General features: G+C 69.8%; 25 protein-coding genes and 1 riboswitch. Of the genes, 12 read left to right on the top strand and 13 right to left on the bottom strand.

The features are described 5' to 3' along the window. Positions 1-8: 8 nt before the first annotated feature. Both DQ384_RS34405 and pepN read right to left on the bottom strand, forming a co-directional pair. Entirely contained in the window at positions 9-560 is a 552-nt protein-coding gene (locus tag DQ384_RS34405) for a LemA family protein (RefSeq protein ID WP_114033049.1), read from the bottom strand. 270 nt (positions 561-830) lie between these two features. Next, the gene (gene pepN, locus DQ384_RS34410) at positions 831-3,398 is read right to left on the bottom strand and encodes an aminopeptidase N (RefSeq protein WP_114033050.1); all 2,568 of its coding nucleotides are present in this window, start codon (positions 3,396-3,398) and stop codon (positions 831-833) included. A 353-nt stretch (positions 3,399-3,751) separates the two neighbouring features. On the opposite strand from pepN, the gene DQ384_RS34415 reads away from it, so the two are divergent. The 3 genes from DQ384_RS34415 to DQ384_RS34425 all read left to right on the top strand — a co-directional run bounded on the left by DQ384_RS34415 (position 3,752) and on the right by DQ384_RS34425 (position 6,445). Then, a complete protein-coding gene (locus DQ384_RS34415) occupies positions 3,752-4,402 on the top strand; it encodes a mycothiol-dependent nitroreductase Rv2466c family protein (RefSeq protein ID WP_114033051.1) in 651 nt (216 codons plus the stop codon). Positions 4,403-4,496: 94 nt separating this feature from the next. Beyond that, complete coding sequence (locus DQ384_RS34420) at positions 4,497-5,900, top strand: aldehyde dehydrogenase family protein (protein WP_114033052.1); 1,404 nt, start codon at positions 4,497-4,499, stop codon at positions 5,898-5,900. Continuing rightward, the gene (locus DQ384_RS34425) at positions 5,897-6,445 is read left to right on the top strand and encodes a hypothetical protein (RefSeq protein ID WP_114033053.1); all 549 of its coding nucleotides are present in this window, start codon (positions 5,897-5,899) and stop codon (positions 6,443-6,445) included. The genes DQ384_RS34420 and DQ384_RS34425 overlap by 4 nt, the downstream gene beginning before the upstream one ends. Here DQ384_RS34425 and def read toward each other — a convergent pair. Continuing rightward, positions 6,433-6,921, bottom strand: a complete 489-nt coding sequence (def, locus tag DQ384_RS34430) for a peptide deformylase (protein ID WP_114033054.1) — start codon at positions 6,919-6,921, stop codon at positions 6,433-6,435. The genes DQ384_RS34425 and def overlap by 13 nt on opposite strands. 131 nt (positions 6,922-7,052) lie before the next feature. Here def and DQ384_RS34435 point away from each other — a divergent pair, with 131 nt between their 5' ends. After that, complete coding sequence (locus DQ384_RS34435) at positions 7,053-7,520, top strand: ribose-5-phosphate isomerase (protein WP_114033055.1); 468 nt, start codon at positions 7,053-7,055, stop codon at positions 7,518-7,520. Positions 7,521-7,765: 245 nt separating this feature from the next. On the opposite strand, the gene DQ384_RS34440 is transcribed toward DQ384_RS34435, so the two are convergent. Together DQ384_RS34440 and DQ384_RS34445 are read right to left on the bottom strand one after the other, a co-directional pair. Continuing rightward, positions 7,766-7,975, bottom strand: coding sequence for a hypothetical protein (locus DQ384_RS34440; RefSeq protein WP_147268988.1), 210 nt, complete (start codon positions 7,973-7,975; stop codon positions 7,766-7,768). Between the two features lie 38 nt (positions 7,976-8,013). Beyond that, entirely contained in the window at positions 8,014-9,267 is a 1,254-nt protein-coding gene (locus tag DQ384_RS34445) for a GNAT family N-acetyltransferase (protein WP_114033057.1), read from the bottom strand. Positions 9,268-9,386: 119 nt separating this feature from the next. Here DQ384_RS34445 and DQ384_RS34450 point away from each other — a divergent pair, with 119 nt between their 5' ends. Further along, the gene (locus tag DQ384_RS34450; protein ID WP_114033058.1) at positions 9,387-10,502 is read left to right on the top strand and encodes a PP2C family protein-serine/threonine phosphatase; all 1,116 of its coding nucleotides are present in this window, start codon (positions 9,387-9,389) and stop codon (positions 10,500-10,502) included. Positions 10,503-10,525: 23 nt separating this feature from the next. Here the strand turns inward: DQ384_RS34450 and DQ384_RS34455 are convergent, their stop codons facing one another. After that, entirely contained in the window at positions 10,526-11,131 is a 606-nt protein-coding gene (locus DQ384_RS34455; protein WP_114033059.1) for a response regulator, read from the bottom strand. Positions 11,132-11,381: 250 nt separating this feature from the next. On the opposite strand from DQ384_RS34455, the gene DQ384_RS34460 reads away from it, so the two are divergent. Beyond that, on the top strand, positions 11,382-12,686 hold the full coding sequence (locus tag DQ384_RS34460) for a M50 family metallopeptidase (protein WP_114033060.1): 1,305 nt from the start codon (positions 11,382-11,384) through the stop codon (positions 12,684-12,686). 54 nt (positions 12,687-12,740) lie between these two features. Here the strand turns inward: DQ384_RS34460 and DQ384_RS34465 are convergent, their stop codons facing one another. From DQ384_RS34465 to DQ384_RS34475, 3 genes are all read right to left on the bottom strand, one after another. Further along, complete coding sequence (locus DQ384_RS34465) at positions 12,741-13,673, bottom strand: coiled-coil domain-containing protein (RefSeq protein ID WP_114033061.1); 933 nt, start codon at positions 13,671-13,673, stop codon at positions 12,741-12,743. 49 nt (positions 13,674-13,722) lie between these two features. Further along, positions 13,723-13,858: riboswitch (cyclic di-AMP (ydaO/yuaA leader) on the bottom strand. Between the two features lie 66 nt (positions 13,859-13,924). Continuing rightward, positions 13,925-15,004 (bottom strand): galactose-1-phosphate uridylyltransferase, encoded by a 1,080-nt coding sequence (gene galT, locus DQ384_RS34470; protein ID WP_114033062.1) that lies wholly within the window; start codon positions 15,002-15,004, stop codon positions 13,925-13,927. Beyond that, positions 15,001-15,813 (bottom strand): DeoR/GlpR family DNA-binding transcription regulator, encoded by an 813-nt coding sequence (locus tag DQ384_RS34475; RefSeq protein ID WP_114033063.1) that lies wholly within the window; start codon positions 15,811-15,813, stop codon positions 15,001-15,003. The genes galT and DQ384_RS34475 overlap by 4 nt, the downstream gene beginning before the upstream one ends. A 218-nt stretch (positions 15,814-16,031) precedes the next feature. On the opposite strand from DQ384_RS34475, the gene DQ384_RS44325 reads away from it, so the two are divergent. Beyond that, the gene (locus DQ384_RS44325; protein WP_372455638.1) at positions 16,032-16,109 is read left to right on the top strand and encodes a 50S ribosomal protein bL37; all 78 of its coding nucleotides are present in this window, start codon (positions 16,032-16,034) and stop codon (positions 16,107-16,109) included. 25 nt (positions 16,110-16,134) lie between these two features. Here the strand turns inward: DQ384_RS44325 and DQ384_RS34480 are convergent, their stop codons facing one another. The 3 genes from DQ384_RS34480 to DQ384_RS34490 all read right to left on the bottom strand — a co-directional run bounded on the left by DQ384_RS34480 (position 16,135) and on the right by DQ384_RS34490 (position 18,567). Further along, positions 16,135-16,761, bottom strand: coding sequence for a TIGR03086 family metal-binding protein (locus DQ384_RS34480; RefSeq protein ID WP_245966983.1), 627 nt, complete (start codon positions 16,759-16,761; stop codon positions 16,135-16,137). A gap of 118 nt (positions 16,762-16,879) precedes the next feature. Next, positions 16,880-18,229: a dihydrolipoyl dehydrogenase family protein gene (locus tag DQ384_RS34485; protein WP_114033064.1), complete on the bottom strand. Its 1,350-nt coding sequence runs from the start codon at positions 18,227-18,229 to the stop codon at positions 16,880-16,882. 89 nt (positions 18,230-18,318) lie between these two features. Next, the gene (locus tag DQ384_RS34490) at positions 18,319-18,567 is read right to left on the bottom strand and encodes a hypothetical protein (RefSeq protein WP_114033065.1); all 249 of its coding nucleotides are present in this window, start codon (positions 18,565-18,567) and stop codon (positions 18,319-18,321) included. A gap of 1,191 nt (positions 18,568-19,758) precedes the next feature. On the opposite strand from DQ384_RS34490, the gene DQ384_RS34495 reads away from it, so the two are divergent. Beyond that, the gene (locus DQ384_RS34495; RefSeq protein ID WP_114033098.1) at positions 19,759-20,136 is read left to right on the top strand and encodes a cupin domain-containing protein; all 378 of its coding nucleotides are present in this window, start codon (positions 19,759-19,761) and stop codon (positions 20,134-20,136) included. Positions 20,137-20,631: 495 nt separating this feature from the next. Here the strand turns inward: DQ384_RS34495 and DQ384_RS34500 are convergent, their stop codons facing one another. Further along, complete coding sequence (locus DQ384_RS34500) at positions 20,632-21,423, bottom strand: GntR family transcriptional regulator (RefSeq protein ID WP_181871570.1); 792 nt, start codon at positions 21,421-21,423, stop codon at positions 20,632-20,634. A gap of 729 nt (positions 21,424-22,152) precedes the next feature. Between DQ384_RS34500 and DQ384_RS34505 the strand changes: the two genes are divergently transcribed. The 4 genes from DQ384_RS34505 (at position 22,153) to DQ384_RS34520 (ending at position 24,338) form a co-directional block, all read left to right on the top strand. Then, positions 22,153-22,407 carry a hypothetical protein gene (locus tag DQ384_RS34505; RefSeq protein WP_147268989.1) on the top strand — a complete coding sequence of 85 codons (255 nt, stop codon included), beginning with the start codon at positions 22,153-22,155 and terminating at the stop codon, positions 22,405-22,407. Positions 22,408-22,756: 349 nt separating this feature from the next. Continuing rightward, positions 22,757-23,497 carry a GntR family transcriptional regulator gene (locus DQ384_RS34510; protein ID WP_114033068.1) on the top strand — a complete coding sequence of 247 codons (741 nt, stop codon included), beginning with the start codon at positions 22,757-22,759 and terminating at the stop codon, positions 23,495-23,497. Between the two features lie 110 nt (positions 23,498-23,607). Further along, on the top strand, positions 23,608-24,039 hold the full coding sequence (locus tag DQ384_RS34515; RefSeq protein ID WP_114033069.1) for a plasmid replication, integration and excision activator: 432 nt from the start codon (positions 23,608-23,610) through the stop codon (positions 24,037-24,039). Then, positions 24,039-24,338, top strand: a complete 300-nt coding sequence (locus DQ384_RS34520) for a hypothetical protein (protein ID WP_114033070.1) — start codon at positions 24,039-24,041, stop codon at positions 24,336-24,338. The genes DQ384_RS34515 and DQ384_RS34520 overlap by 1 nt, the downstream gene beginning before the upstream one ends. Positions 24,339-24,431 lie beyond the last annotated feature (93 nt).

Genomic DNA, 24,431 nt, shown 5'->3' on the forward strand with positions numbered 1-24,431 from the left:
CCGGGGTGCTAGAAGCGGACCTGGACCGGGCCGCGCTCCTCGCCCGGGGCCTGGAAGTACTCGCGGGCCTGGAACCCCGTCATGCCCGCCACCACGTTCGCCGGCACCGTCTGGATGCCGTTGTTGTAGGCGAGGACGGCGTCGTTGTAGTACTGCCGGGAGTAGGCGATGCGGTTCTCGCTGGTCGCCAGCTCCTCCTGCAGGGCGGCGAAGTTCGCGTTGGCCTTCAGGTCGGGGTAGGCCTCGGAGACCGCGAACAGGTTCTTCAGCGCTCCGGTGAGCATGTTCTCGGCGGAGGCCTGGTCATGCGGGCCCTGGGCCGTGACGGCCTGCTGCCGGGCGGCGACCACGGCCTCGAGCGTCTGGCGCTCGTGGGCGGCGTATCCCTTGACGGTCTCGACCAGGTTCGGGATCAGGTCGTGGCGACGCTTGAGCTGGACGTCGATCTGCGCCCAGGCGTTGTCCACCGCGCCGCGCCTCCTGACGAGGCCGTTGTAGGTGGTGACGAGAAGGAAGGCGAGGAGGAGGACAAGGACGCCGAAGACGATTAGAGCGATCAAGGGGGGCCTCCCGGACGTACGGTGACAGCGCGCACAGTAGACCCGCGGTGGTCCGCTGTAAACGGCCGCTGTCGCGCTCAGGGTCCCATGTCACCCCCAGGTGGTTGCAGCGCGCTTACAGAGCACTGAAGCCACACCCCGGCCGCGAGGCCGACCGGCCCGCCCGACGCTCAACCGGACTTGGGCGCCGGGCGGCCCGGGCTCGGAGAAGGACGCGTCCCGGACGGGCGTGCCCGCCCGCCCGGGGATGGGGCTTTCCGTGGAGGAGGGTCAGCCGGCCGCGGCGTCCTTGGCGCGGGCGCGCAGGGCCCGGCTGATGCTGTCGGCCCCCTCCAGCAGGAGGCGGCGCAGCGCGTGCGGCGGCTCCTCGGCGGAGATGTAGTCCTGCGTGCGGGCGACCGTGGCGGGGTCGATCAGCAGCACGGGGTAGCACCCGATCGCGAAGCGCTGCGCGGTGTCGAACGTCCACTCCTTGTAGATGCGGCCGACCTCCTCGAAGAACCGCTCGCCGTACGGCTGGAGCAGGTCGACGTGGTGCGGGTCCATGAAGCCGACGACCGTCGAGCGCAGCACCGCGCCGCTCAGCGTGCCGCCGGTGATGGACGCCCACGCGTCGGCCTTGGCCTCGGCGGTCGGGATCGACGCCTGGCACAGGGCCGCGGACCGCTCGCCGGTGGCCGTGGGGTCGCGCCGCAGCTCCTCGGCGATGTCCTCGGCCGAGTAGACCCCGCCGGACACCAGGGCGTGGATCAACGTCCAGCGCAGATCGGCGTCGACGGTGAGGCCGGCGGGCACGTCGGTGCCGTCGAGGATCGCCTTGACGAAGGCCAGGTCGCCGGGCGTGGTGGCGCCGGCGGTGAACGCGTTGACGTAGGAGAGCTGGTGGTCGGAGCCGGGCTCGGCCGAGGCGATCAGGCCGCGCAGCGCCGCCGACAGCTCGGCCATGCCGGTCTCGCGCCAGGCCGGGTCGGCGAACTGCTGGGCGGCGAGGCGCGCCTGGCGCAGCACGGTCTGCAGCACCGTGATGTCGCTGATCGAGTGCACCCCGGCGGCGACCAGCCGGACGTAGTCGCGCGTCGCCATCTCGGCGTCGCGCGTCATGTCCCAGGCCGCCGACCAGCACAGGGCGCGGGGCAGGGACTCGGTGAAGGCCGCGATGCCGCCGTCGACCAGCGTGCGCAGCGACCGCTCGTCCAGGCGGATCTTGGCGTACGTCAGGTCGTCGTCGTTGATCAGGACGAGGTCGGGCTGGACCTCGCCGATGAGCTCCTTCACCGGAGTGCGGGCGCCGACCACGTCGAGCTCGACCCGCTTGACGCGCACGAGCGCGCCGCCGTCACGGGAGTAGAGGCCGATGGCCACGCGGTGGGAGCGCAGCGTCGGGTAGTCGGCCGGGGCTTCCTGGAGCACCTCGAAGTTGAGGAACCGGCCCTCGGGGTCGACCGTGAAGGACGGGCGCAGCGTGTTCACCCATGCCGTCTCCAGCCATTCCTTGGACCAGGAGGAGAGGTCGCGGCCGGAGGTGCGCTCCAGGGCGGACAGCAGGTCCTTCAGCTCGGTGTTGCCCCAGGCGTGCTCGCCGAAGTAGTCGCGCACGCCCGCCAGGAAGTTGTCCAGCCCGACGTAGGCGACGAGCTGCTTGAGCACCGCGGCGCCCTTGGCGTAGGTGATGCCGTCGAAGTTGACCTCGACGGCCTGCATGTCGGGGATGTCGGCGGCGATGGGGTGGGTGGAGGGGAGCTGGTCCTGCCGGTAGGCCCAGGACTTCTCGACGTTGGCGAAGCTCGTCCAGGACGCCTGGCCCCAGCGGGTGGCCTCGGCCTGGCACAGCACCGACATGTAGGTGGCGAAGGACTCGTTCAGCCACAGGTCGTCCCACCAGCGCATGGTGACCAGGTCGCCGAACCACATGTGCGCCATCTCGTGCAGGATCGTCTCGGCGCGGCGCTCCACCATCGCGTCGGTGACGCGGGAGCGGAAGATGTAGTCCTCCAGGAACGTGACCGCGCCGGCGTTCTCCATCGCGCCCGCGTTGAACTCGGGCACGAAGATCTGGTCGTACTTGCCGAAGGCGTAGCGCAGGCCGAACACGCGGTGGAAGAAGTCGAAGCCCTGCTTGGTGACCTCCAGCACGTTGCCGGCGTCGAGGTGCTCGGCGAGGGAGGCGCGGCAGAAGACGCCGAGCGGGATGCCGTCGTGCTCGTCGCGGACCGCGGTGTACGGCCCGGCGATCAGGGCCGTGATGTAGGTCGACATCACCGGGGTCGGCGGGAAGTGCCAGCGCTTGGCCGTCCGCAGCGTGCCGTGGCGGCCGTGGTGCTCCTCGAGATCCTCGACGGAGTCGGGGGCGGCGTTGGAGATGACCTCCCAGTCGGCCGGGGCGAGCGCCGCGAGCTCGAACGTCGCCTTCAGGTCGGGCTGGTCGAAGCAGGCGTACATGCGGTGGGCGTCGGCCGTCTCGAACTGCGAGTGCAGGTAGACCTTCTGGTCGACGGGGTCGACGAAGCGGTGGAGGCCCTCGCCGGTGCGCATGTAGGTGCAGTCGGCGTCGACGCGCAGCTCGTTGTCGGCCGCGAGCGCGGGCAGGGGGAGACGGCCCGTCTCGGCGTCGTAGGCGGAGATGTCGAGGTCGGCGCCGTTCAGGACGGCCGAGCGGAGCTTGGCCCCCGCCAGCTCGATGAAGGAGGCCGCGCCGGGGTCGGTGCAGGAGAAGCGGACCGTTGTGATGCTTTCGAACCGCTCGTCACCTTCGGTGAGGTCCAGTTCGACCGAGTAGGACTCGACCTTCAGCAGTCGGGCCCGCTCCCGGGCTTCGTCGCGGGTCAGGTTGCCTGCCACATCCGCTCCTCGTCACGAATCTCCCCCGCCCCTTCGCGAGAGGAATGCATGAATCCTGCCACGTCGGTGGGCGGAATGCCGCACCGGAAGCGTTCCTTCCCCCGCCGGTGAGGGGCTTACGCTGCGCGCGAAGCGCCGGGGAGGAAGGTCCTCGTGAAGGGCGATAGCGAGAAAAGTCATGATTCAGTCAAGGACGCCCGGCCCGTGGAGATCCTGCCCGTGACGCGGGTTACGAATGTGCCTATGGTGATCGTCTTCTTTGCCGGACAATTACCTACCGAGTTCACCGGAATAGGAGGCGCGGCGGCGGAGGTTGTGGCTGTGCTACTGGAATCACGAGCAGGAAGACGGCCATGACTGAACGAACCGCGGTGGACTTCTGGTTCGACCCCCTCTGCCCATGGGCCTGGATGACGTCACGCTGGCTGCACGAGGTCGCCGCGGTGCGGCCCGTCGAGCCGCGGTGGCACATCATGAGCCTCGCCGTGCTCAACGAGGACAAGGACATCCCCGAGGAGTACCGCCGGGCCCTCGAGCACGCGATCAAGCCGGTCCGCGTGCTCCAGGCCGCCGCCGAGAAGTACGGCGAGGGCGTCCTCGGCACGCTCTACACCGAGCTCGGCACCCGCATCCACAACGAGGGCCGCCTCAGGAGCTCGCAGATCGGCGGCGACGAGGGCGACGCCTCCACGCTGTTCCGCGAGGTGGTGGGGGAGGCGCTGGAGGCCGCGGGCCTCGACCCGGGCCTCGTCGAGGCCGCCGACTCGACCGACCACGACGAGGCCGTTCGCGCGTCGCACGCCAAGGGCATCGGGCTCGTCGGCCAGGAGGTCGGCACCCCGGTCATCGCCGTCGGCGACGTGGCCTTCTTCGGCCCCGTCGTCTCCCCGGCCCCGAAGGGAGAGGACGCGGCCAAGCTCTGGGACGGCGTGCTCCTGGTCGCCGGCACCGACGGCTTCTTCGAGCTGAAGCGCTCGCGCACCCGCTCCCCGATCTTCGACTGATCACGGCCCGCGCTCGGGGCGCCGCCGAGGGTTGCGGCGCCCTCGAGGCCGTGGTCGACTCAAGGGTGTTAGCCCGCGCGAGGGGTGGAGGGGCATGCGGCAGATCTACGTGCGAGGATCCTGGACCGGCGCGGCGTCGGGCGAGGCCGTGGACGTGGTCGACCCGGCGACCGAGAAGGTCGTCGACCAGGTGCCCGCCGGGGCGGCCGCCGACGTCGACAGTGCCGTCGCCGCCGCGCGCGAGGCGTTCCCCGGCTGGGCGTCCACCGCGCCGGCCGAGCGCGGCAAGCTGCTGAGGTCGGCGGCCGACCTGCTGCAGGCCCGCGCCGAGCAGGTCGCGCGGACGATCGCGACCGACATGGGAGCGCCCTACGGCCTGGCGCTCAAGGTACAGACGCTCATGCCCGCCGGGGTGCTGGCCGACCACGCCCGCCTGGCCGAGGAGCACGGCGAGGCCGAGACACGCGTCGGCAACTCGCTGGTCCTGCGCGAGCCCGCCGGCGTCGTCGGGGCCATCACCCCCTGGAACTATCCGCTGCACCAGGTCGTGTGCAAGGTCGCCCCCGCGCTCGCGGCCGGGTGCACCGTCGTGCTCAAGCCGAGCGAGGTGGCCCCTCTGGCCGCGTACGCGCTCGCCGAGATCTTCCACGAGGTGGGCCTGCCCGCCGGGGTGTTCAACATGGTCAGCGGCCGCGGCCCGGTCGTCGGCGAGGCCATCGCCGCTCACCCGGACGTCGACATGGTCTCCTTCACCGGCTCCACGCGGGCGGGCAGGCGCGTCGCGGCGCTGGCCTCCGAGACGGTCAAGCGGGTGGCGCTGGAGCTCGGGGGCAAGTCGGCGAACATCATCCTGCCGGGCGCCGACCTCGGCACGGCCGTCAAGGCGGGCGTCGCCAACGCCTTCGTGAACTCCGGCCAGACCTGCTCGGCGTGGACGCGCATGCTCGTCCACCGCGACCTGTACGACGAGGCCGTCGAGCGCGCCGTGGACGCCGCCTCCGCCTACACCGTCGGCGACCCCTTCGACCCGGAGACCCGCCTCGGCCCGCTGGTGTCGGCCGCCCAGCGCGACCGCGTGGCCGGCTACATCACCCGGGGCCAGGAGGAGGGCGCTCGGCTCGTCGCCGGCGGCGGCCTGCCCCCGGGGCCGGGCTACTACGTCGAGCCCACCGTCTTCGCCGGGGTCGAGCCCGGCATGGTGATCGAGCAGGAGGAGATCTTCGGCCCGGTGCTGTCGATCATCCCCTACACCACGGCCGACCAGGCCGTCGAGATCGCCAACGGCACGCCGTACGGCCTGGCGGGGGCGGTCTGGGCGCACACCCAGGACGAGGCGGTCGCCGTGGCCAGGCGGTTGCGCACCGGCCAGGTGGCGATCAACGGCGGCCGGTTCAACCCCGCGGCGCCGTTCGGGGGCTACAAGCAGTCCGGCATCGGCCGCGAGCTCGGCGAGTTCGGGCTGCAGGAGTACTTCGAGCTCAAGTCCCTGCAGTTGTGAGCGCCGTGGCCGGGGACGGCGCGACGGCCGGGCAGAGCGCGACGGCCGGGCAGGGCGCGGGCACGCGGTCGGCCCGCCGGATCGGCGCGTTCGACGTCGCGCTGGCGCTCGGCGGCCTGCTGCTGGTCGTGCTCGCCCTCCAGAACGCCGGCCCCGCGCTGGCGGCACTGCGGGGCGAGGGCACGCAGGGCACCTTCACCGCGCGGCGGCTGGAATGCGTGGAGCACCCCGGTCACGAGCAGTGCTCGTGGCTCGGCACCTTCCGGTCCGGGGACGCCAGGGTGGCGCGGGACGGAATCGCCTTCTACGGCAGCGAGCGTGGCACCTTCACCCCGGGGGCGACCTCGCCCGCCTTCGACACCGGCAGGCGCGGCCACGTGTACGGCCCCGGGGGCTCGAACGAGTGGACGGTCGTCGCCGGGCTGCTGCTCGCGGGCCTTGCGCTGGTGCTCAGGCCCGTTCTGCGGCTGCGGCGGCCTCGTCCCCGCCCCCGCCGGGAGCAGATCACTGCGGACGCTGAGGCGGCGCGTGGTCAGGGGGCCTGAAGAAGGATCTTGCGCGCGGCGTCCTTGGCCAGGCGGTCGACGTACAGGACGCCCTCCAGGTGGTCGTACTCGTGCTGGAAACAGCGGGCCAGCAGGCCCCGCGCCTTCAGCCGGACCGGCCGGCCCAGCCGGTCGAACCCGCGCACGGTGACGCCCGCCGCGCGGGGCGTGCGCGCGTACAGGGGCTTTCCGGTCTCGCGGCCGGGCACCGACAGGCAGCCCTCCTCGTCCAGGACCTCTTCGGCGTCGTCGACGGTCAGCTCGGGGTTGATCACGTGCCCCTTCCGCCCGGCGGCGTCGTAGACGAACAGCCTCCTGGACACGCCGATCTGCGGCGCCGCCAGCCCGACGCCGTCGGCGGCGTACATCGCCTCCATCATCTCGTCGACGAGCCTGCGAAGATCCCTGTCGAAGTCCGTGACCGGCTCGGTGGGGGTGCGCAGGACGGGGTCACCGATCACGCGGATCTCGCGCATGAAGCTCTCCTGTAAGAGGTCACCTGGCGTAGTGCCCATTACTGTAACGGAATCGGCACCGGTGGCGCGCCCGCCGGCCTTACGGCGCGGCCTGATGGACCCGCGCCAGGCGCGACTGCGACAATGGGAAAGTGCGCGTCTACATCGCCGCCGACCACGCCGGCTACGAACTCAAGAACCACCTGGTCTCGACGCTGAAGGAGCGGGGTCACGAGGCCGTGGACGAAGGTCCCTTCGTCTACGACGCCGAGGACGACTACCCGATCTTCATACTCCGCGCCGCCGAGGCCGTGGTCCACGACCCGGGCAGCTTCGGCGTGGTGATCGGCGGCTCGGGCAACGGCGAGCAGATCGCGGCCAACAAGGTGCGCGGCGTCCGTGCGGCCCTCGCCTGGAGCGAGGAGACCGCCGAGCTGGCGCGCCGCCACAACGACGCCAACGTCATCAGCCTGGGCGCGCGCATGCACTCGGCCGAGGAGGCCGCGCGCTTCGTCGAGGTCTTCCTGGCGACGCCGTTCTCCGGCGACGAGAGGCACAGGCGCCGCATCGCCCAGATCGAGGCCTACGAGGCCACCGGAGTGATCCCACCCCTGCCGTAGAGCCGGTGTCTACGGCCGCGCCTCCGGCGCGGCGGTTCGGGGCGCCTGAGAGTCGGCGTTCTTCCACCGTTGGGGCAAGGGATCGTTCCCCACCCTTGCCCCAACGGCTCCAGAACACCGCCGCCCCCCGAACTTTGTTCATGGCCGCGCCTCCGGCACGACGGAAGATCACCGCTGCGCGCCGAACGTGCCTGTGGTCTTGCTCCGTTCGACGGGTCGGGGGCTTTGGAGGGCCGGACTACAGGTCAGGAGTCGCGGCGGCGTGATTCGGGTCTGCGGTGCGGTTCGGTGCCGCGAATCTGGTCGGTCTTCCTGGCCGGGGGTTCGGCCTTGCGCGGGGCCTCGTCGCGCAGGGGGCGCCGGTCCGCGGCGTCCTGCTGCTCGCCGGTCGGGCGCGAGACGTCCCGCGCCCGCATCGCCGTGATCGGGGTGATCTGCAAGCTCTGGAGTGCCATGTCCAGATGGTAGGCCGCCGCGCCGGAAACGTCCCGACTCAGAACATGAGACCTCCCCACGGGAGGGTGTCCCACGACATCGCGGCCGACAGCGCGCGGATCGCCCCCGGGCGCGACTCGCGGATGACCCCCGCGGCCTCGTAGGCGCCGAGCGTCCGCCCACCCAGGTACGCCGCCCCCAGGACGTTCACCGGTAGCTCGATGTCGGCCGGGTCGTTCGTGCGGTGGCAGGTGGCCCCCGAGGTGTCGGCGGACAGCCTCCACCGCCCGGCGTTCCACGGGCAGACCGTGTCGGTGACGTCGAGGACGACGTCCACGGGAGAGGAGTAGGCGCGGTACGGCATCGCGCGGTCGACGTCCACCACGCGCGCCCACATGTCGTCCAGCCAGCCGGCGTTCAGCAGCCGGGGCTCGGCGAGCAGGTGCATGATCGGGTCGTCCGCCGGGCGGTTCGGGGCGAACACCCGCGCGATCAGGTCGCGGTCGAGCACGTGCCGCCACAACAGCGCGTAAGCCGCGGGGTCGAGGCCGAACAGGTCGGACAGCCGCAGCTCGGCGTCGGGCAGGTCGTGGTCGGTCACGCCGGCCTTCGTGCGGAACAGGACGTACCCCCGCACGCCGCCGTCGTCCTCGGCCACCACGCAGCGCAACGAGGACCTGCCTCTGCGGGCCTCCTCGTCGTCGGCCAGCACCGCGTCCCACACCGCCGGGCCGCGCGCGTACAGGCCGGGGCGGCTCGCCATGACGGACTCGAACACCTTCTCCAGTTCGTCGCGCGCCGCGGCCGGGCGCACCACGCGCAGCCGCAGTGAGGGGTCCGACGGCGCGTGGTCCGCGAGCCGCGCGCCGCGGGTGGGGATGCGGAAGAACAAGCTGTCCGTGGCCCTGCCGTAGCCGAACCGGCCGTAGATGGCCCCCTCGGAGGCGTACAGCAGCGCCAGGGGCTCGCCACCCTCGTGCAGGCTTTCGAGCTGGGTGCGCATGAGCCGGGACAGGATGCCCCTGCGCCGGTGCGAGGGCAGGACGCACACGGCCGACACGCCGCACACGGGACGTGGCCCGCCGGGCAGGGTCATGGTCAAGCTCAGGCCCGCGGTGGCGCCCACCAGCCGGTCGCCTTCGTACGCGCCGAGCGTGCGGTCGAACTCCAGGATCGCCTTGAACCGGTCGGTCCGCGCGGGGCTGTAGTCGTCGACGAAGGCCTCTTGGTCGACCTCCACCCATTGCGGCCAATCCGAGTCTTCCATGGGGCGGATGACCGTCTCTGGCCTGGGGTTTGCTTCGGTGTTCATCCGATTAACGTTAGGACCGGGCAAACCGGATCGGCCACCTAATATCCCCGTTTAATGATCAAGGTCTTGGTCAAGTCGGCTGCCCAAAGGGCCTGCAGGCAGATAGAGTCGAGGCCATCATGAGTTCCCGTCCGGCGCCGCTGATCCCCCCACGGCTCCGCGCGATCTTGGTTCGCGTCCCGTTCCTCGTGCGGATCGTGCGATTTCTCCGCAGGGGGCCGCTGGCGCGCGACCGGAACCTTCTCATCACCCTCAGCGTCCTCACGCTCACGCTCGGCGCGCTCGCCGCACGGGTCTCGGCCGAGTGGTTCTCGCCGAGCCTGCTCATCCTCGTCACACTGGTCGGCGGGCTCCAGCTCCGGCTGCGCAGCCTGGTCGTGCTCATCGGCGCGGTGGGCGTCGCGCTGGCCTACATCGCCGCCATGCTGGGCTTCCGGTCGGTCGGCCCCGGCTTGCTGGTCACCATCGGCTTCACGACCGTGCTCGCCTTCCTCATGGCCCGTACGCGCGGCAAGCTCGGCGTCCAGGGCCTGCGCGGCGACGCGATGCTGCTGGAACTGCGCGACCGGCTCAAGCGGCAGGGCGACCTGCCCGCCCTTCCCAAGGACTGGGGCCGGCGCGTCGTGCTCAAGCAGGCGGGCGGCTCCTCCTTCGGCGGCGACTTCCTGGTCTCCACGCGCCACGGGTCGATCCTGGAGATCGCGCTGGTCGACGTGTCCGGCAAGGGCGTGGACGCGGGCACCCGCGCGCTCATGCTGTCGGGCACCTTCGGCGGGCTGCTGGGCTCGGTCGAGTCGTTCCTGCCCGCCTGCAACGCCTACCTCCACCGCCAGCCCGAGGGGGAGGGGTTCGTCACGGCCGTCCACCTTCGTCTCGACCTGGCCACCGGGGCCTACGAGATCACCTCGGCCGGTCATCCCCCCGTGGTCAAGTTCGACGCGGGTACGGGCACCTGGCAGGTGTCGGCGGCCAAGGGCGTGGTGCTGGGCGTCGTGCCCGACCTGCACTGTGAGCCCGACAGCGGCGTGCTGCACAAGGGCGACGCGCTCATGCTCTACACCGACGGGCTGATCGAGCAGCCGGGGCGCGACATCGACTCGGGCCTAGACCGGCTGCTCGGCGAGGCCGAGCGCCTGGTGCCCTCAGGGTTCTACGACGGCGCGCGTCCCCTGGTGAACTCGATGTCCGCCGGGCACAACGACGACTGCGCCCTCATCCTCATCTGGCGCCCCTGACCGGACGCCCTGCGCTGGGGTTTCTAGAGCCAGCCGGCTTCGGCGGCGATCCTCGCGGCGTCGAGGCGGTTGCGCGCCCCGGTCTTGCAGATGATGCGGGATAAGTGATTTCGGACCGTTCCCACGGATAAATACAGCTTCGCCGCGATCTCCTTGGAGGCGGCCCCCTGCGCCGCGATGCGCAGCACGTCGAGCTCGCGGGGCGTCAGCGGGTTGTCGGGGGAGGTCAGCGCGGCGATGGCCAGGTCGGAGTCCACGGCCTTGCGCCCGGCGGCGACGCGGCGGATGCCGTCCGTGAGGTGTTCCGGCGCCACGTCGATGCTCAGGAACCCGAGCGCGTGGGCCGCGAAGGCGCGCCGGACCTGGCCCGGATTGGGCTGGCTCGACAGGAGCAGCACCCGGCAGCGCGGCGCCTTCTCGTGCAGGCGCGCGGCGGCGGTGAACCCGTCCACGTCGGGGAGGTCCACGTCGATGACCGCCGCGTCCGGGTCGAGTTCGAGGGCCGCCGGGAGAATGTATTCGCCGGACGCGACATCCGCGACCACCATGAGACCCTTCTCCGCGTTCAGCGACGCCACCAGACCCCGGCGTACCAGCGGGAGATGTTCGGCGACCAGGATGCGTATCAAGGTGCTCCCTTGAGTGGCCCTGGAACAGATCCGGCAAATGCCGCTTCGCCGGTTCATATCCCACGGTGTCTGGATGATTGCTTACCGTCAATGCAGTCTCCCGATTAGCTCCACGACGCGCAAGTCACTCCTACGACTGGTCGTTGATGCGGTCTTCGGGCACACGGCGGGGCGCGGCGGCGAGTTCGGTTAGGCTCGGAGGGGGCAATGTAAACAGAAGGCATCTTCTCCGCAGGCGGGGGTAACACCTATGAGCTGGCTCATCGTGGCCGGGTTTCTCACCTTCTTCCTCGGGTTGGCCTTGTCCATCGCCCTGCACGAGCTGGGGCACCTGATCCCCGCCAAGCTCTTCGGGGTCAGGGTCACGCAGTACATGGTCGGTTTCGGGCCGACGCTCTGGTCCCGGCGCCGTGGTGAAACCGAGTACGGCCTGAAGTGGATTCCGTTCGGCGGTTACATCCGCATGGTCGGCCCGTTCCCACCGCGGCCCGACGACGGGGGCAAATTGCGCTCCATGCCCACCGGCCCCTGGCAGGGGCTCATCGAGAGCGCCAGGCAGGCGTCCCTGGAGGATGTCCGCCCCGGCGACGAGGACCGCGTGCTGTACCGCAAGCCGTGGTGGCAGCGCTTCATCATCTTCATCGGCGGCCCGCTGATGAACTTCGTGCTGGCCTTCGCCCTGTTCTCCCTCGTCTTCATGGGCTTCGGCATCGAGGTCACCAAGCCCACCGTCGCCAAGGTCTCCGAGTGCGTCATGACGCTCGCGCAGGAGGCCCAGGGGCAGAAGTGCGGGCCGTCGTTCAAGCCCACCCCCGCCGCGCAGGCGGGCCTGCGGACGAACGACACGATCGTCTCCTTCGCCGGCAGGCCGGTGCGCACCTGGGAGGACGCGACCAGGCTGATCCGCTCGCACGGCGCCGGTCCCGTCGCCATCGGCATCGTCCGCGACGGCAAGTCGACGACGCTCAACGCCACCCTCATCGCCCAGGACCGCCCCTCGCTCGCCGACCCGACCAAGATGGACAAGAACGTCGGTTTCCTGGGCATCACACCCCTCATCGTCGTCGAGAAGCAGGGGCCGGGGTACGCCGTCGGCAGGATGTGGGACATGACGGCCCGCACGGCGCAGGCCCTGGTGCAGTTCCCGCAGAAGATCGTCGGTGTGTACGAGGCGGCCTTCGGCGGGGCCGAGCGGGCGCTCGACAGCCCGCAGAGCGTCGTCGGCGCGGGCAGGCTCGGCGGTGAGATCGCCGCCTCCAAGCTCCCGCTGGAGGGGAAGATCGCCATGTTCCTCACGTTGCTCGGCGGCATGAACCTCGCGGTCGGCATGTTCAACCTGGTCCCGCTGCTGCCCCTGGACGGAGGCCAGATCGCGGGCGCGCTGTGGGAGGGGCTCAAGCGCGGGTACGCCCGGGTGCGCCGCCGCGCGATGCCGGGACACGTCGACATCGCCAAGGCCCTGCCGCTGACCTACGGCGTGGTCGCGGTGCTGTTCGTGGTCTTCGGCCTGCTGATCTACGCCGACATCGTCAACCCGATCCGCCTGACGGGCTGACTCTGATCCGCCACAGGTGAGGCGCCGCCCGGCAGGCGGCGCCCCGCCCGGGCGTCAGTACATCGAGATGTGCACGTGGTCGAAGTGGTTGGCCGTGACGCCGCCGCGGTCCTCCATCGCGCGCCAGCCCGGGAAGCCCAGGTTGTAGATGCGCTGCCGGTAGATCACGTACTTCACGCCGAGCTTGCCGCCGTTCTTGATCGCCCACGCGGCGATCTCGTCCCCCAGCGCCACCTGTCCCGCGGACGGCATCGCGCCGCCCGAGCTGAGCATGAAGTCGCAGGCCCGTCCCAGCGGATGCTCGCCGGAGTCCTCGGGGCGGTAGCAGCCGACGGGGAAGCTCAGGCTGAAGTGGCTCTGCACCTCCGCCCGCATCAGGCGCGTCCGCGGGGTGATGTTGTCGCTACCGGTGGGCAGTTCGGGGGCCCACGCCCCGTTGGCCCGCTTGCCGGGCGCGGTGGGGACGAGCGCGTCGAGCTTGTCCTTGATCTGGCCGATCAGCCGCTCGGCGTCCTTGCGCCGAGCGGTCACCTCGGCCACGTCGCCGCGCAGGCGCACGGTCAGCCGCCGGGCGTCGTCGGACGCCTTCCTGCGCTCGTCCCGCACCGTCGCGAACTGCGCGATCTTGGCGTTCTGCTCTTCCTGGAGTTGCAGCAGCAGGGCGGCGCCGCCGTAGCCGGGGGACATGAGCTGGCCCGCGACCCCGAGGTCGCCCGCCTGGTACTGGAGCTGGGCGATGTCGCCCACCTGCGCCTGAGCCGCCTCAAGGCCCTGCTTCGCGTCCTTCAGGCGCGAGCGCGCCGCCTTCTCGGCGGCCTTGGCCTCGGCCACGGCGACGCGCTTGGCGTTGTACTGCTCGATCAGCCGGTCGACCTGTTTGCCGAGCGATTCCAGTTGCGCCCTGAGCTGCTTCTCCGTCGGTTTGGGCGCGGCGTTTCCGGCCGCGGCCGGGCCGAGCACGAGCCCGGCCATGGTGAGAACGGTCATGACGCCTGCGGTCACGGTGGCGTAGCGGCCCGTAGTCGGGGGCAGAGCCCTCTCCTCTCCATCCGCCGACCGGGTTAGCTGACGGGTTCGGGCCGGAGCAGCCCTACCACGACGTGGATTCACCCCAAGAACCGTTGGGTCCCCGGCTCCCGGGCGGGGCACCCGGGATTAGGCGTACCGGCCGTTACGGCCGGTGTTCGATGGATGTTAGTGCTTAGCCGTAGCCCGCGATAGCTTTGTGGCGAAATGTCCTAAAAGTTGTCCTGTGTCCGAAGTTGCCGGGCCGCCTCCTCGGGCAGCACGTCGTTCACGAACGCGCCCATGGCCGACTCCGACCCCGCCAGGTACTTCAGCTTCTGCGGCGCCCTGCGGATGCTGAAGAGCTGCAGATGCAGGTAGGCGAGGTCGCGCCCCTCGCGCACCGGCGCCTGGTGCCAGGCCGCGACGTAGGGCATGGGCACGCCGAACAGGCCGTCCAGCCGCCGAAGCACCCCGGTGTACAGCGGGCCGAATGCCGCGCGCTCCTCCGCGTCCAGCGACCCCAGGTCGGGAACCCGCCGGTTCAGGTACACGTGCACCTCGAACGGCCAGCGCGCCGCCGCGGGGACGAACGCCGTCCAGTGCTCGTTCGCCGCCACCACGCGGGTCTCGGCCTTGCGCTCGGCGGCCAGCACGTCGGCGAACAGGTCGCCCCCCGTGCGCTCGCGGTAGCGCGCGGCGGAGGCGAGCATCTGCCGCGTCCGCGGGGTCACGTACGGGTACGCGTAGATCTGCCCGTGCGGATGGGACAGCGTGATGCCGATCTCCGCGCCGCGGTTCTCGAAGCAGAACACCTGCTCCACGCCCGCAAGGGTGGACAGCTCCGCCGTGCGGTCGGCCCAGGCTGTCAGGACGAGGTCGACCTGCTCGGGGGAGAGCGCGGCGAACGAGGAGTCGTGCTCGGAGGTGAAGCACACCACCTCGCACCGTCCCATGCCCGGCCGCACCTCGCTCAGCCCGCCGGGCTCATCGTAGGCGCCCTCCCGCTGGCTGAAGGACGGGAAGCGGTTCTCGAACACCGCCACGTCGTACTCGGGGGAGGGGATCTCGGTCTGCCTGCCCGGCGCCGAGGGGCACAGCGGGCACTGGTCCGCCGGCGGCAGGAACGTACGGTCCTGGCGGTGCCCGGCGACGGCGATCCACTCGTCCATGATCGGGTCGTGGCGCAGCTCGGAGGCCGGGGGCCGCGCGGGCAGCTCGCGCGTGTCGGGCGCGCCGCGGTCGGCGTCGTCGCGCCGGTCGAAGTAGATCAGCTCGCGTCCGTCGGCCAGGCGGGTGACGGTGCGCTTCACTGTGCCGCCACCTGTGCCGCCACCTGCGCCGTCTCGCCCGGCTCCGCCAGCACCAGCGTGCCCACCTGGTCGGCCAGCAGGGGCCTGGCCTCCTCGGGCAGGCCCGTGTCGCTGATCAGCACATGGGCCTCGTCCAGCTTGGCGATCGTGCTGATGCCGACGGTGCCCCACTTGGTGTGGTCGGCCAGCACGACGAGCTGCTGGGCGGCGGCGACCAGCGCCCTGTTCGTCTCCGCCTCCAGCAGGTTGGGCGTCGTGAAGCCCGCCCTGACGTTCATGCCGTGCACGCCCAGCATCAGGGTGTCGACGTTCAGCTCGCGGATCGCGGCCACCGCGACCGGGCCGACCAGTGCGTCCGACGGCGTGCGCACCCCCCCGGTGAGCACCACGGTCTGGTCGGGACGGCCCGCCCGATGGAAGACGTCGGCCACCTGCAGGGAGTTGGTGATGACGGTCAGCTCGGGGACGTCGACCAGGTGGTGGGCGAGCGTCCAGATCGTCGTGCCCGCCGACAGCGCGACGGCCGTGCCGGGCCGCACGAGCTCGGCGGCCCTGCGTGCGATGGCCTCCTTCTCGGCCTGCTGGCGCACGGACTTCGCGGCGAACCCGGGCTCCTCGGTCGAGCCCGATCCCGTGGCGGTGGCGCCGCCGTGGACCTTCTCGATCAGTCCTCGTTCCGCCAGGACCTCCAGGTCGCGGCGGATGGTCATGTCGGACACCCCGAGCTCGCGCACCAGATCGGCGACCCGCGCCGCGCCGTTCCTGCGTACGCGCTCGAGGATCGCCTGCTGCCGTTGCTGGGCCAGCATCGTCGCTCCTCTTCAACAGATTTCCCCAAATTATCACATATTACTACCGGTCCAATGTTGGAATGTGATGGCGGAACGCTCACTTCGACGGACCGGCCGGTGTGACGACCTGAGGGGCGCCCGGCCCGCGCCTGCGGTGTCTTTGAGGTTTGGGCCTTGCGCGGCTCTGTCAACGGGAACAGGTTGAGAACACGAATCGAACACGAAGGGACGCCGAGATGGCCAGACGTGCGCGCAAGAGCCGGGCCCGCAAGAAGAAGAAGGCCAACCACGGCAAGCGGCCGACCTCGCGCTGACCCTCCCAGGGGCCCGAAGCCGCGCTCAGGGCCCCTGTGGGGCCTGCTCAGGGCCCTCCGGGGCTCCTTCGTCCTCTGGACGCCCGCCCCGGCCCCAGGCCACCAGCAGGCGCGTCTGCGCGTCGGCGTGGTCCGGTAAGGGCGGGCGATCTCCTATCACCCCCGCCTGCCGGTAGGAGTCCTCCGCTCCGGCGAACCACACCGTGCACACCTCCACCAGCTCCGGGTCGAGGTGGCCGTCGCCGCCGATCGCCGTCGCGAGGTCCCACGTGTGGATCAGCGTGTCCGCGAACAGCTCGCTGATGTACTCCTCACCCGGCACGTCCCCGAAGGACAGGTGGACCGTGCGCGCGAGCACGTCGTCGGGCTCCATGGCGCGCACCGCGGCAGCGGCGGCGACGTCGAACGCCTTCACCGGGTCGTCCCCGAGCAGGTCCCCGTCCAGCCGGTCGCCGACCTCCCCGACCGACCTGCCCGCCAGCAGCTCCGGCGCCCACAGGCTCTCGCCCACCAGATGCTCGACCAGGGTGCGGACGTCCCAGTCCGCGCACGCCGTGGGTAACCGCCACTGGTCGGCCCTGACCTGGTGCACGTACATGCCGAATTGGTCGAGAGCCCGGCGGTACGCCTCGCGGATGTCCATCGTCATCATGCCCCTCCCGCGTCCTCGCCCCGACGTTAACCCGCCGCGCAAGATCCCGTCAGGGGCCGCCGGCCACGCCGTGTCACACCAGCGCGAGAAGCGCGGCCCGAGGTCCTGAACCCGCCACTCACCCGAGCCCGGCGAGGGCCTCCTCGATCGCCCGGTGGAACGTCGGGTACGCGTAGATCATGCTCCTGAGCCGCTCGATCGGGATCCGCGCGTGCACCGCGAGCGTCAGCAGGCCGAGCACCTCCCCGCCGGACGGCCCCGCGCTCGTCGCGCCGGCCAGGACGTTGCCGTCCGCGACGAGCTTCACGAAGCCGTCGGACCGCGCGATCCAGCCGCGGGCGGACAGCGGCGCGACGGCGGCGCGCACGTCCAGGCCCTTCTCCCGGGCCTGCCGCTCGGTCAGCCCGACCGCGCCCACCTCCGGGTCGGTGAAGGTGACACGCGGCACGGCGTGGTAGGCCGCCGTGGGGCCCGGCTTGCCGAGGATGTCGGCCAGTGCGATCTTCGCCTGGTACGTCGCCATGTGGGTGAAGTTGCCCTTGCCGGTCACGTCGCCGACCGCCCATAGGCCGTCGCCGGCCCGCATGTGGTCGTCCACGTCGATCGCCCGCGCCGACTCGTCCAGCCCGGCCGCGCCCACCCCGAGCGCCGCGAGGTCGGATCGGCGTCCCGTGGCGACCAGCAGCCGCTCGGCGCGGTGGCTGCCGCCCTCGGTCATGACCGTGAACGCCGACCCGTGGTGGTCCACGCGGGTGGCCGTGGTGCCCGTGCGGACGGTGACGCCCTCGTCGGCGAAGACCTTGGCGATCAGCTCGCCCGCCTCCGGTTCCTCCTGGGGCAGCAGGCTCGCGGCGGCCTCGATGACGGTGACCCGTGCGCCGAAGCGGGCGTACACCTGGGCCAGTTCGGCCCCCACCGCGCCGCCGCCGAGGACGATCAGCGACTCGGGCACCCGGTCGGCCTCGATCGCCTCGTGGTTGGTCCAGTACGGGGTGCCGTGCAGCCCGGGGATCGGCGGTATGGCCGCCTGCGAGCCGATCGCGACGACCACGCCCCGGCGGGCGCGCAGCACGCGGGCGCCGTCCACGAGGACCTCTCGAGGGCCGGTGAGCTTTCCGCGGCCGCGCACGAGGGTGCCGCCCTTGCCGGTGAACCGCTCGGCGGCGACCTTGTCGTCCCAGTCGTCGGTCGCCTCCTCCCGGATCCGGCGGGCCACGGGCGCCCAGTCGGGGACGACGGACGCCTCGCCCGACATGCCCGGGATCCTCCGGGCCTCGGCGAGCAGATCGGCCGCCCGGATCATCATTTTGGACGGGACGCATCCCCAGTAGGGGCACTCGCCTCCCACGAGGGCGGCTTCCACTCCGGCGACGGCGAGCCCGGCCTCGGCGAGGCTCTCCGCGACCTCCTCGCCACCCGGTCCGAGGCCCAGGACGATGACGTCGAACTCTTCCGTTTCCGCATCCATGGCCATCCTCTGCCCCGGCCGATATCCGTCGAACGCCAGCCCTATTTAAGGATGTCCGAAAAGTCGAAACCCGACGGAGTGCGCGGTACCTATGGCCCGCCATTCGGCGCGGAGTGCTGGAAAGGCCCCGGACCGTCAGGTCCACGAGCTGCCACAGGCGGGTGCGCAGGGACGGCCGGCGTCTCCTTCTCGTGGGTGATCCCGGCGAGGGCGTCGACCAGGATGGTCGCGGCGTCGCGCGGGGAGATCACGTCGCCGAGCAGGTCGAGCTCGCCGGCGGACGAGGCCAGGATCGCCTCCACCACCGCGAGGTGGCGCTCCTTGAAGGCGCGCACCATGGGACCAGAAGCGGGCCGGGAAAGAAGTAAGGCCCGGGCCGAGGAGTACGTCCTCTACCTGGGCCTTCGTAGTGAGAGCGGACGACGGGAATCGAACCCGCGTAGCCAGTTTGGAAGATTTCGGTTCACGATCGCCTGGCCTGCCGCGCCGCTGGCCAAAGCCCGTACGGGCCTGCCCATGACTCCCCGCGATTCCCCCTTGATCACCGCCACATCGGGCACGCAACGGGCACGGTGCCTCGACCTTCCGCTTTCAGGAGTAGGCACCATGATCGCCCACCTCGGCGTCATGGCCTGACCTCGACTTCAAGCGGTCGCTGACGTGTGGGTGCATGAGCCGGTGTGAGCCCGGGTTGATGTAGCGGTTGATGTACCAGAAGCATCAGCAACAGGCAGGCCCCAGTTCGCCGGGGCTGAGGAAGCAAGGCCGTAGGTGACGAGGCCGGGGGATGCTGCGACACTCGGCTCATGAATTCAGCCGTCGGGCGTGCTCTTGCGTTCGTGGGAACGAGCTTGGGACTTCTCTGGGGTCTCGGCGCGATGATACGGGCAGTGTCCGGTGACGACCCACTCTGGGGGCGCGTCGTAATCTTCGCTTTGGGGGCGCTGCTCTTCCAGCACTTGGCCCGCGGCTTAATCCGGGAGTGGCGGCGGCCGAGGTCGGTGAGCCGCACTTCAGGAGAGGCAAGTGAAGGGCAAGGACATCTGTAAAACCGTCGGCTCAGCCTACCCAGGTTCGAACCCCGGACCTGCCACCACCAGCGAAAAGAGCCCCTGACCAGCAGAAATGCCGGTCGAGGGCTTCTTCGTTTCGCGCCCCTGAGTGACTGCGAATCCCCCTCGTTTCCCGTGTGATCTGGCACGTGTGTGGCACGCGATCAAGCCCCATATCTTGCGCGAACGCGCACGCCTCGCCCTGCCTGATCGTCCCGTCTGCCGTCGTCCCACCCGTCAGGGGAGCGGGCCAGGGCCAGGGGGTCAAGGTGGAGCGCCCCACTGGACGAACGACCTTGACCCCCTGGCCCTGGTCTGCTCGGCTCGTCCTGGGTCGATGGCAGGCGGGACGATCAGGCTTTCACCTCAGCCAACTACGGGCCTCGCCCCTGGTCCGGTGGTCATCCCGGAGCCGAGGCCCCCGCCGGAGGCCGTTTTTTCACTTCGTCGGTAGGGCCAGTGCTAGCGTCCGAGTCTGTGAAAGAGAACGTCTACGTGGGGAACGCTCATCTCGATTCGGTCGCTGACCGTGGTTGGCTGCTTGGGCATTTCAAGCCTGCGGGTGACGTGACGCATAGTGAGGATGTTGAGGTCAAGTGGTACGTACATCCTCGTGGTGATCAGCGTGCGCAATGGGTCACAGGGGAGAAGCGTACGGCGCTCCTCATATTGATCAGCGGTCGCTTTCGGGTTGAACTGCCTGGCCGTAGTGTGCTTCTGGAGAAGCAGGGTGATTACGTGGTGTGGGGGCGTGACGTCGATCACTCCTGGTTCGCCGAAGAGGAGTCAGTCGTGCTGACTGTCCGGTGGCCGTCGATTGCGGGTTATGCGGTTCCCGAGGCGGGCTTTGAGTAGTTGTCCAGGTGAAGGAAGTTGGCCAGGGGTGCCATGCCGGATGGTCCCGCGGGCGGCGGCGTGGCGCTAGATGCGGCGCGTTCGCTTTGGTACGGCGCGGGCAGTGTGCGGCGCGCGGCCCAGAGTCCCGGCGCCGGTCGGGACCGGCCCCCAGGCCGCACGCCCAGCCGGCGAGGCGGGCGGCGGGCCGTGGTGCGGCGGCGCGCGGCGCCGCCGCCTTGATACCTAAAGGCGGGATTCGGCAGTGATCGGGATACGACAAAGGCACCGTTCGGGGGGAACGGTGCCTCAGTCGGTGTCACTCGGTGGATTGTCTGGTGCCGGATCGGGTTCGCTGGTCGGGTCTAGCGGGGTACCGCAGTTCCAGCACGAGCGGGCCGTCTGCGGCTGAAACGTCTTGCCGCAGTTCGGGCAACTGTCGGGCCGAAGCGGTATGGGCTCGCCGAACTCGTCTACGAACTCGATGGGCGGATCTGCCATAGGCGAATCCTCGCGTCAGCGGGGGCGGTCCATCAAGTATGTGAACTGGTAGCGGTCTGTCGGGAAGACGATCACTGCCGCTTCGACCGGTACAAGGTTGTCGGTGCCTTCTTGGGTGGCGCGTACCGTCTGATGCACTTCGAGGACATGCACACCTTCGGGGATGGCGAGTTCTTCCGCCTCCTCCGGAGTAGGCGGCCGGACGATCAGGTTCTCTTCTACCTGCTCGATGGTCCATCCGATCGCGGCGAACCTGGCGTTGAGACCGCTGTTCGCGTGTTCGCCCTGGTGCGGGTGCTCGATGATGGTGTCGCCCGTGATCGACAGCGGTTCCCATGACACGGACTTGCTCATGGGTCGTTCGCCCGCGAAGATCCGATATTCCGTCGTCATCACCTGCTGTCCTGCGGTGATCTCCAGTCGTTGTGCGACGGCATCCGTGGCGGGCGTGACGGTGCTCTGGTGGCGGGCCTCCGGCTTGAGTCCGGCGCGTTCTGCTTCCTGGACGTATGTCCGCTCGCGCCCTTCGAAGTAGCGGTGAGGGGCCGTCCGGGTCATGCGCCGGTTCTCGGCGACGTAGGTTCCCTTGCCCGTCTTGGCGTACACGAGCCCTTCCGTCCGCAACAGGTTGAGGGCGCTCTTGGCCGTGATCATGCTCACGTCGTACTGCTGGCACAGTGTGGCGGCGCTCGGGACCGGGTCGTTCGGCCTCAGAGTGCCGGACTTGATCTGTTCCCTGAGATCACTGGCTATGCGGATGTACGCGGGCCTCTTGGACTGTTCCGCGCTGTCTACGTTGCGTCCCACACGCGTCTCCCGTCCCAATTAGTTGGTTGGTATGCGTTGACATACCAGGTATGGATCTGCAAGCTTGGTATGGCAATCCATTACAGGTTAGCAGCCATCGGGGATTTGGAAAGGGGCGGCATCGCGTGGACGACTGTGTGTCCTGCGAGGGCAGAGGTTGGAAGTACGTGAGCCCTCGGCGCGGACTTCTGGCCGTGCCCGGCGGGGCGGTCAGACCTGGCCGTGTCCGTGAGGCGTGCTCGACGTGCTGGCGCGTTCGGTCTTCGGCTGCCGCCGAAGGTGAGGACTCGTGAACGTCGGGCGTAGGCCGGCCAAGGATGGCGGCGGTATTCATCGGCGGTCGTCGGGGCGTCACAGGCAGGGCGGGCCCATCCCGGAGGAGGTGTCTCGGCGCGCCTTTGACGTGTCCGCCAAGGCACAGGCGGCCCTACTCGATCAGCTCGAACCCGGATGGCTCGTCTGGTACGGCCAATACGATCGGCTGTTCTACGCATTCGCTCTCACCGGTACGGCTCACCCCGGCTGCGTCTATGCGCCTGACCCTGATGCGTTGCGTGAGGTCATGCGTGAGGCGGAGGCTACAGCGCGACTTGGCAGGGCGTCATGAGATCGCGAGAGGGAATCAGCCCGCGAAGGGCTGACGCGCAACGCGTTGCCCTGATGGGGCTTCGGGACAGTATGAACGGGTCTGACCTGCGCTGTCTCATCGTGGAGCGTGTACGTGTAGAGATGGCGGTCAAGTTCGGGCCGTACATCTACCTGCCGCCGTACATGGAGGTACGACGCGGTGCGCGCTTGCTCGTGATCATTTCCGTCAGCGAACGGCTGGGGAGAGACCCCCATTTCGTGATCACCCCGCCCGACCGTCAGGGCTTCGGGGTTGGTGTCGGTGACACTCAGGACGCGGAATCGACGGCCAAGCATCTTCGCAGCGTGCAGCAACTCGCCGATGTCACGACGGATGAAGGCAGTGAGCGGGGCTAACGCGCCGACCTTGGCTGAGCTGGTCGCCAAGTATGGTCGGCGCTGGGAGATCTCGGACTCCTCGGGTGGCGGCTGGATCGCGGTCCGCCGTCACGGGGTATCCGATCGTGCGCTAGCTCGGGGACTGTCCAATGTGCGGTGCGGGGACACGCTTAAGGAGCTTGGCGACTACCTGGCCGCTGAAACCAAGATCGAACAACTACCGCCAACCGTCGCCAGAAAACCCGCGCTTCCCATACATCCACCACCGGTGGAATCAGATTCCCGGTCCTGACGCAGGAACGCCCGGCTATGCAAACTGGGCGCTCCTGTCTATGCTGACGACAAGTCGAGTAGTGGGGTTATTGTCATGTCCGTATCTGATGACGAGCAGTACGCGCCGCCGAAGTACGCGCAGATCGTAACGGCCATCCGGCGCAAGATCGCAGACGGGACGTATCCCCCGGGCTCGCAGTTGCCGTCTGAGACGGCGCTGGTTCGTGAGTTCGCGGTGAGTCGTCCGACCGTGGTGCGGGCGCTCCAGGTGTTGCAGCTTCGCGGGATCATCGACCGCGAACACGGCAAGGGCTCGTACGTGAAAGCGGCTCCTCCGGTCTCTGACGAGGAGTCGTCCCGGACCGGCCGTGCGGTGCTGGATCGTGTGGAGATCGGTGAGGGTGCGGCGGTACTCGAAGCCGGGGCGCGTCCTGCGCCGGCGAACGTGGCGGCGATGTTCGCCCTGCCGGAGGGTGCGCCGGTGGTGATGCGCCGGGTTCTGATGAGTGAGGCCGATGAACCGTGTGAGCTGGTCACCGCCTGGGCTCCGATTGAGCTGGCGGAAGGGACCGACCTGGGCCGCGCGCAGCCGTTGACGGTGAGCATCCGCCAACACCTGCAAGGGGTCAAGGGACTGCGGTTTGACCACGTGGTGGAGCGGTTGTCCGCCCGTCATCCGCTGCCGCACGAGATCGACGTGTTCGGCCTGGCCAAGACTGCTGCGGTGCTCGGCGTCGTCGCCCGGGTGTTCGACGGCTCGGGCCGTGTGGTCTTGGTCATCGACGTGGCCCTTCCGGGCACGATGCATGAGCTGGAAGACGCCTACTCACTGTGACGTGACATAGCTCACACCTCTCCTCGGAAACTCGTATTGTCGAGTGACCGTTGTGAGAGGTAGAGTCAACTCGACAGTACGAGTTAGCGACAAAACGACAGGAGAACAAAATGGCAATCCCGCGAGCGTTCCGCGTCGAGTTCGGGGAGATGTTCCCGCTCGGCTGCTACATGGTCGGCGAGGTCGAACAGGTCAAGGACTTCGAGGCGTCGACGCCCGGTAAGCCGGTGTGGGCGCGTGACAAGGACACCGGGGAGTTCGTCTGGCAGGTCACGGTGCTGGACTGTGACCCCGAGGCGCGTGACAAGACGCTCAAGGTCAAGGTCACCTCGCCGGTTCAGCCGGTCCCGCCGGCGCCGATGCCGGGGCTGCCGTTCATCCCGGTGGAGTTCGACGGCTTGACCGTCACGCCGTGGCAGAACGGGCAGCGGATCGCCTACTCGGTCCGGGCGCGCGACATGCGCCCTCCCCGGGCGTCGGCCGGTGCCACCTCGGCGCGCACCGCTGCGGCCGGTAAGGACGCCGGAAGGGATGCGGCCTGATGGGCAGGCCGGTCAACGGGTCCTGGCAGACCACGACCCTGCACGTGGACGGGCGCGGCCGGTCGGCCTGCTTCGTCTACCCGCACCGTACGCCGGTCTTCGAGGTGGCGGCCGGTAACGCGGTCATGAAGGTCACCTTGCACGCCAACCGGGTGGACGAGGCTTCGGTGACCTTCGCCCGTGAGCTGGCCGAACAGGCGCGCACCTTCGCCGAAGAGGTCGAACGGCTGCACAAGGGCCAGATCCGGCGCGACTCCCGGCAGGCCACCGACCCGGCGACGCCCGGCAAGGCTGCCTGAGCTGTTGCAGGCGGGGCCGCTGGAAGCGCCAACTTCCGGCGGCCCCCGGGATTCCTCTCCCCATCGACTCTCACATCACGAGAAGAGGCGTTC

This window comes from Sphaerisporangium album (assembly GCF_003323745.1).
Classification (GTDB): domain Bacteria; phylum Actinomycetota; class Actinomycetes; order Streptosporangiales; family Streptosporangiaceae; genus Sphaerisporangium; species Sphaerisporangium album.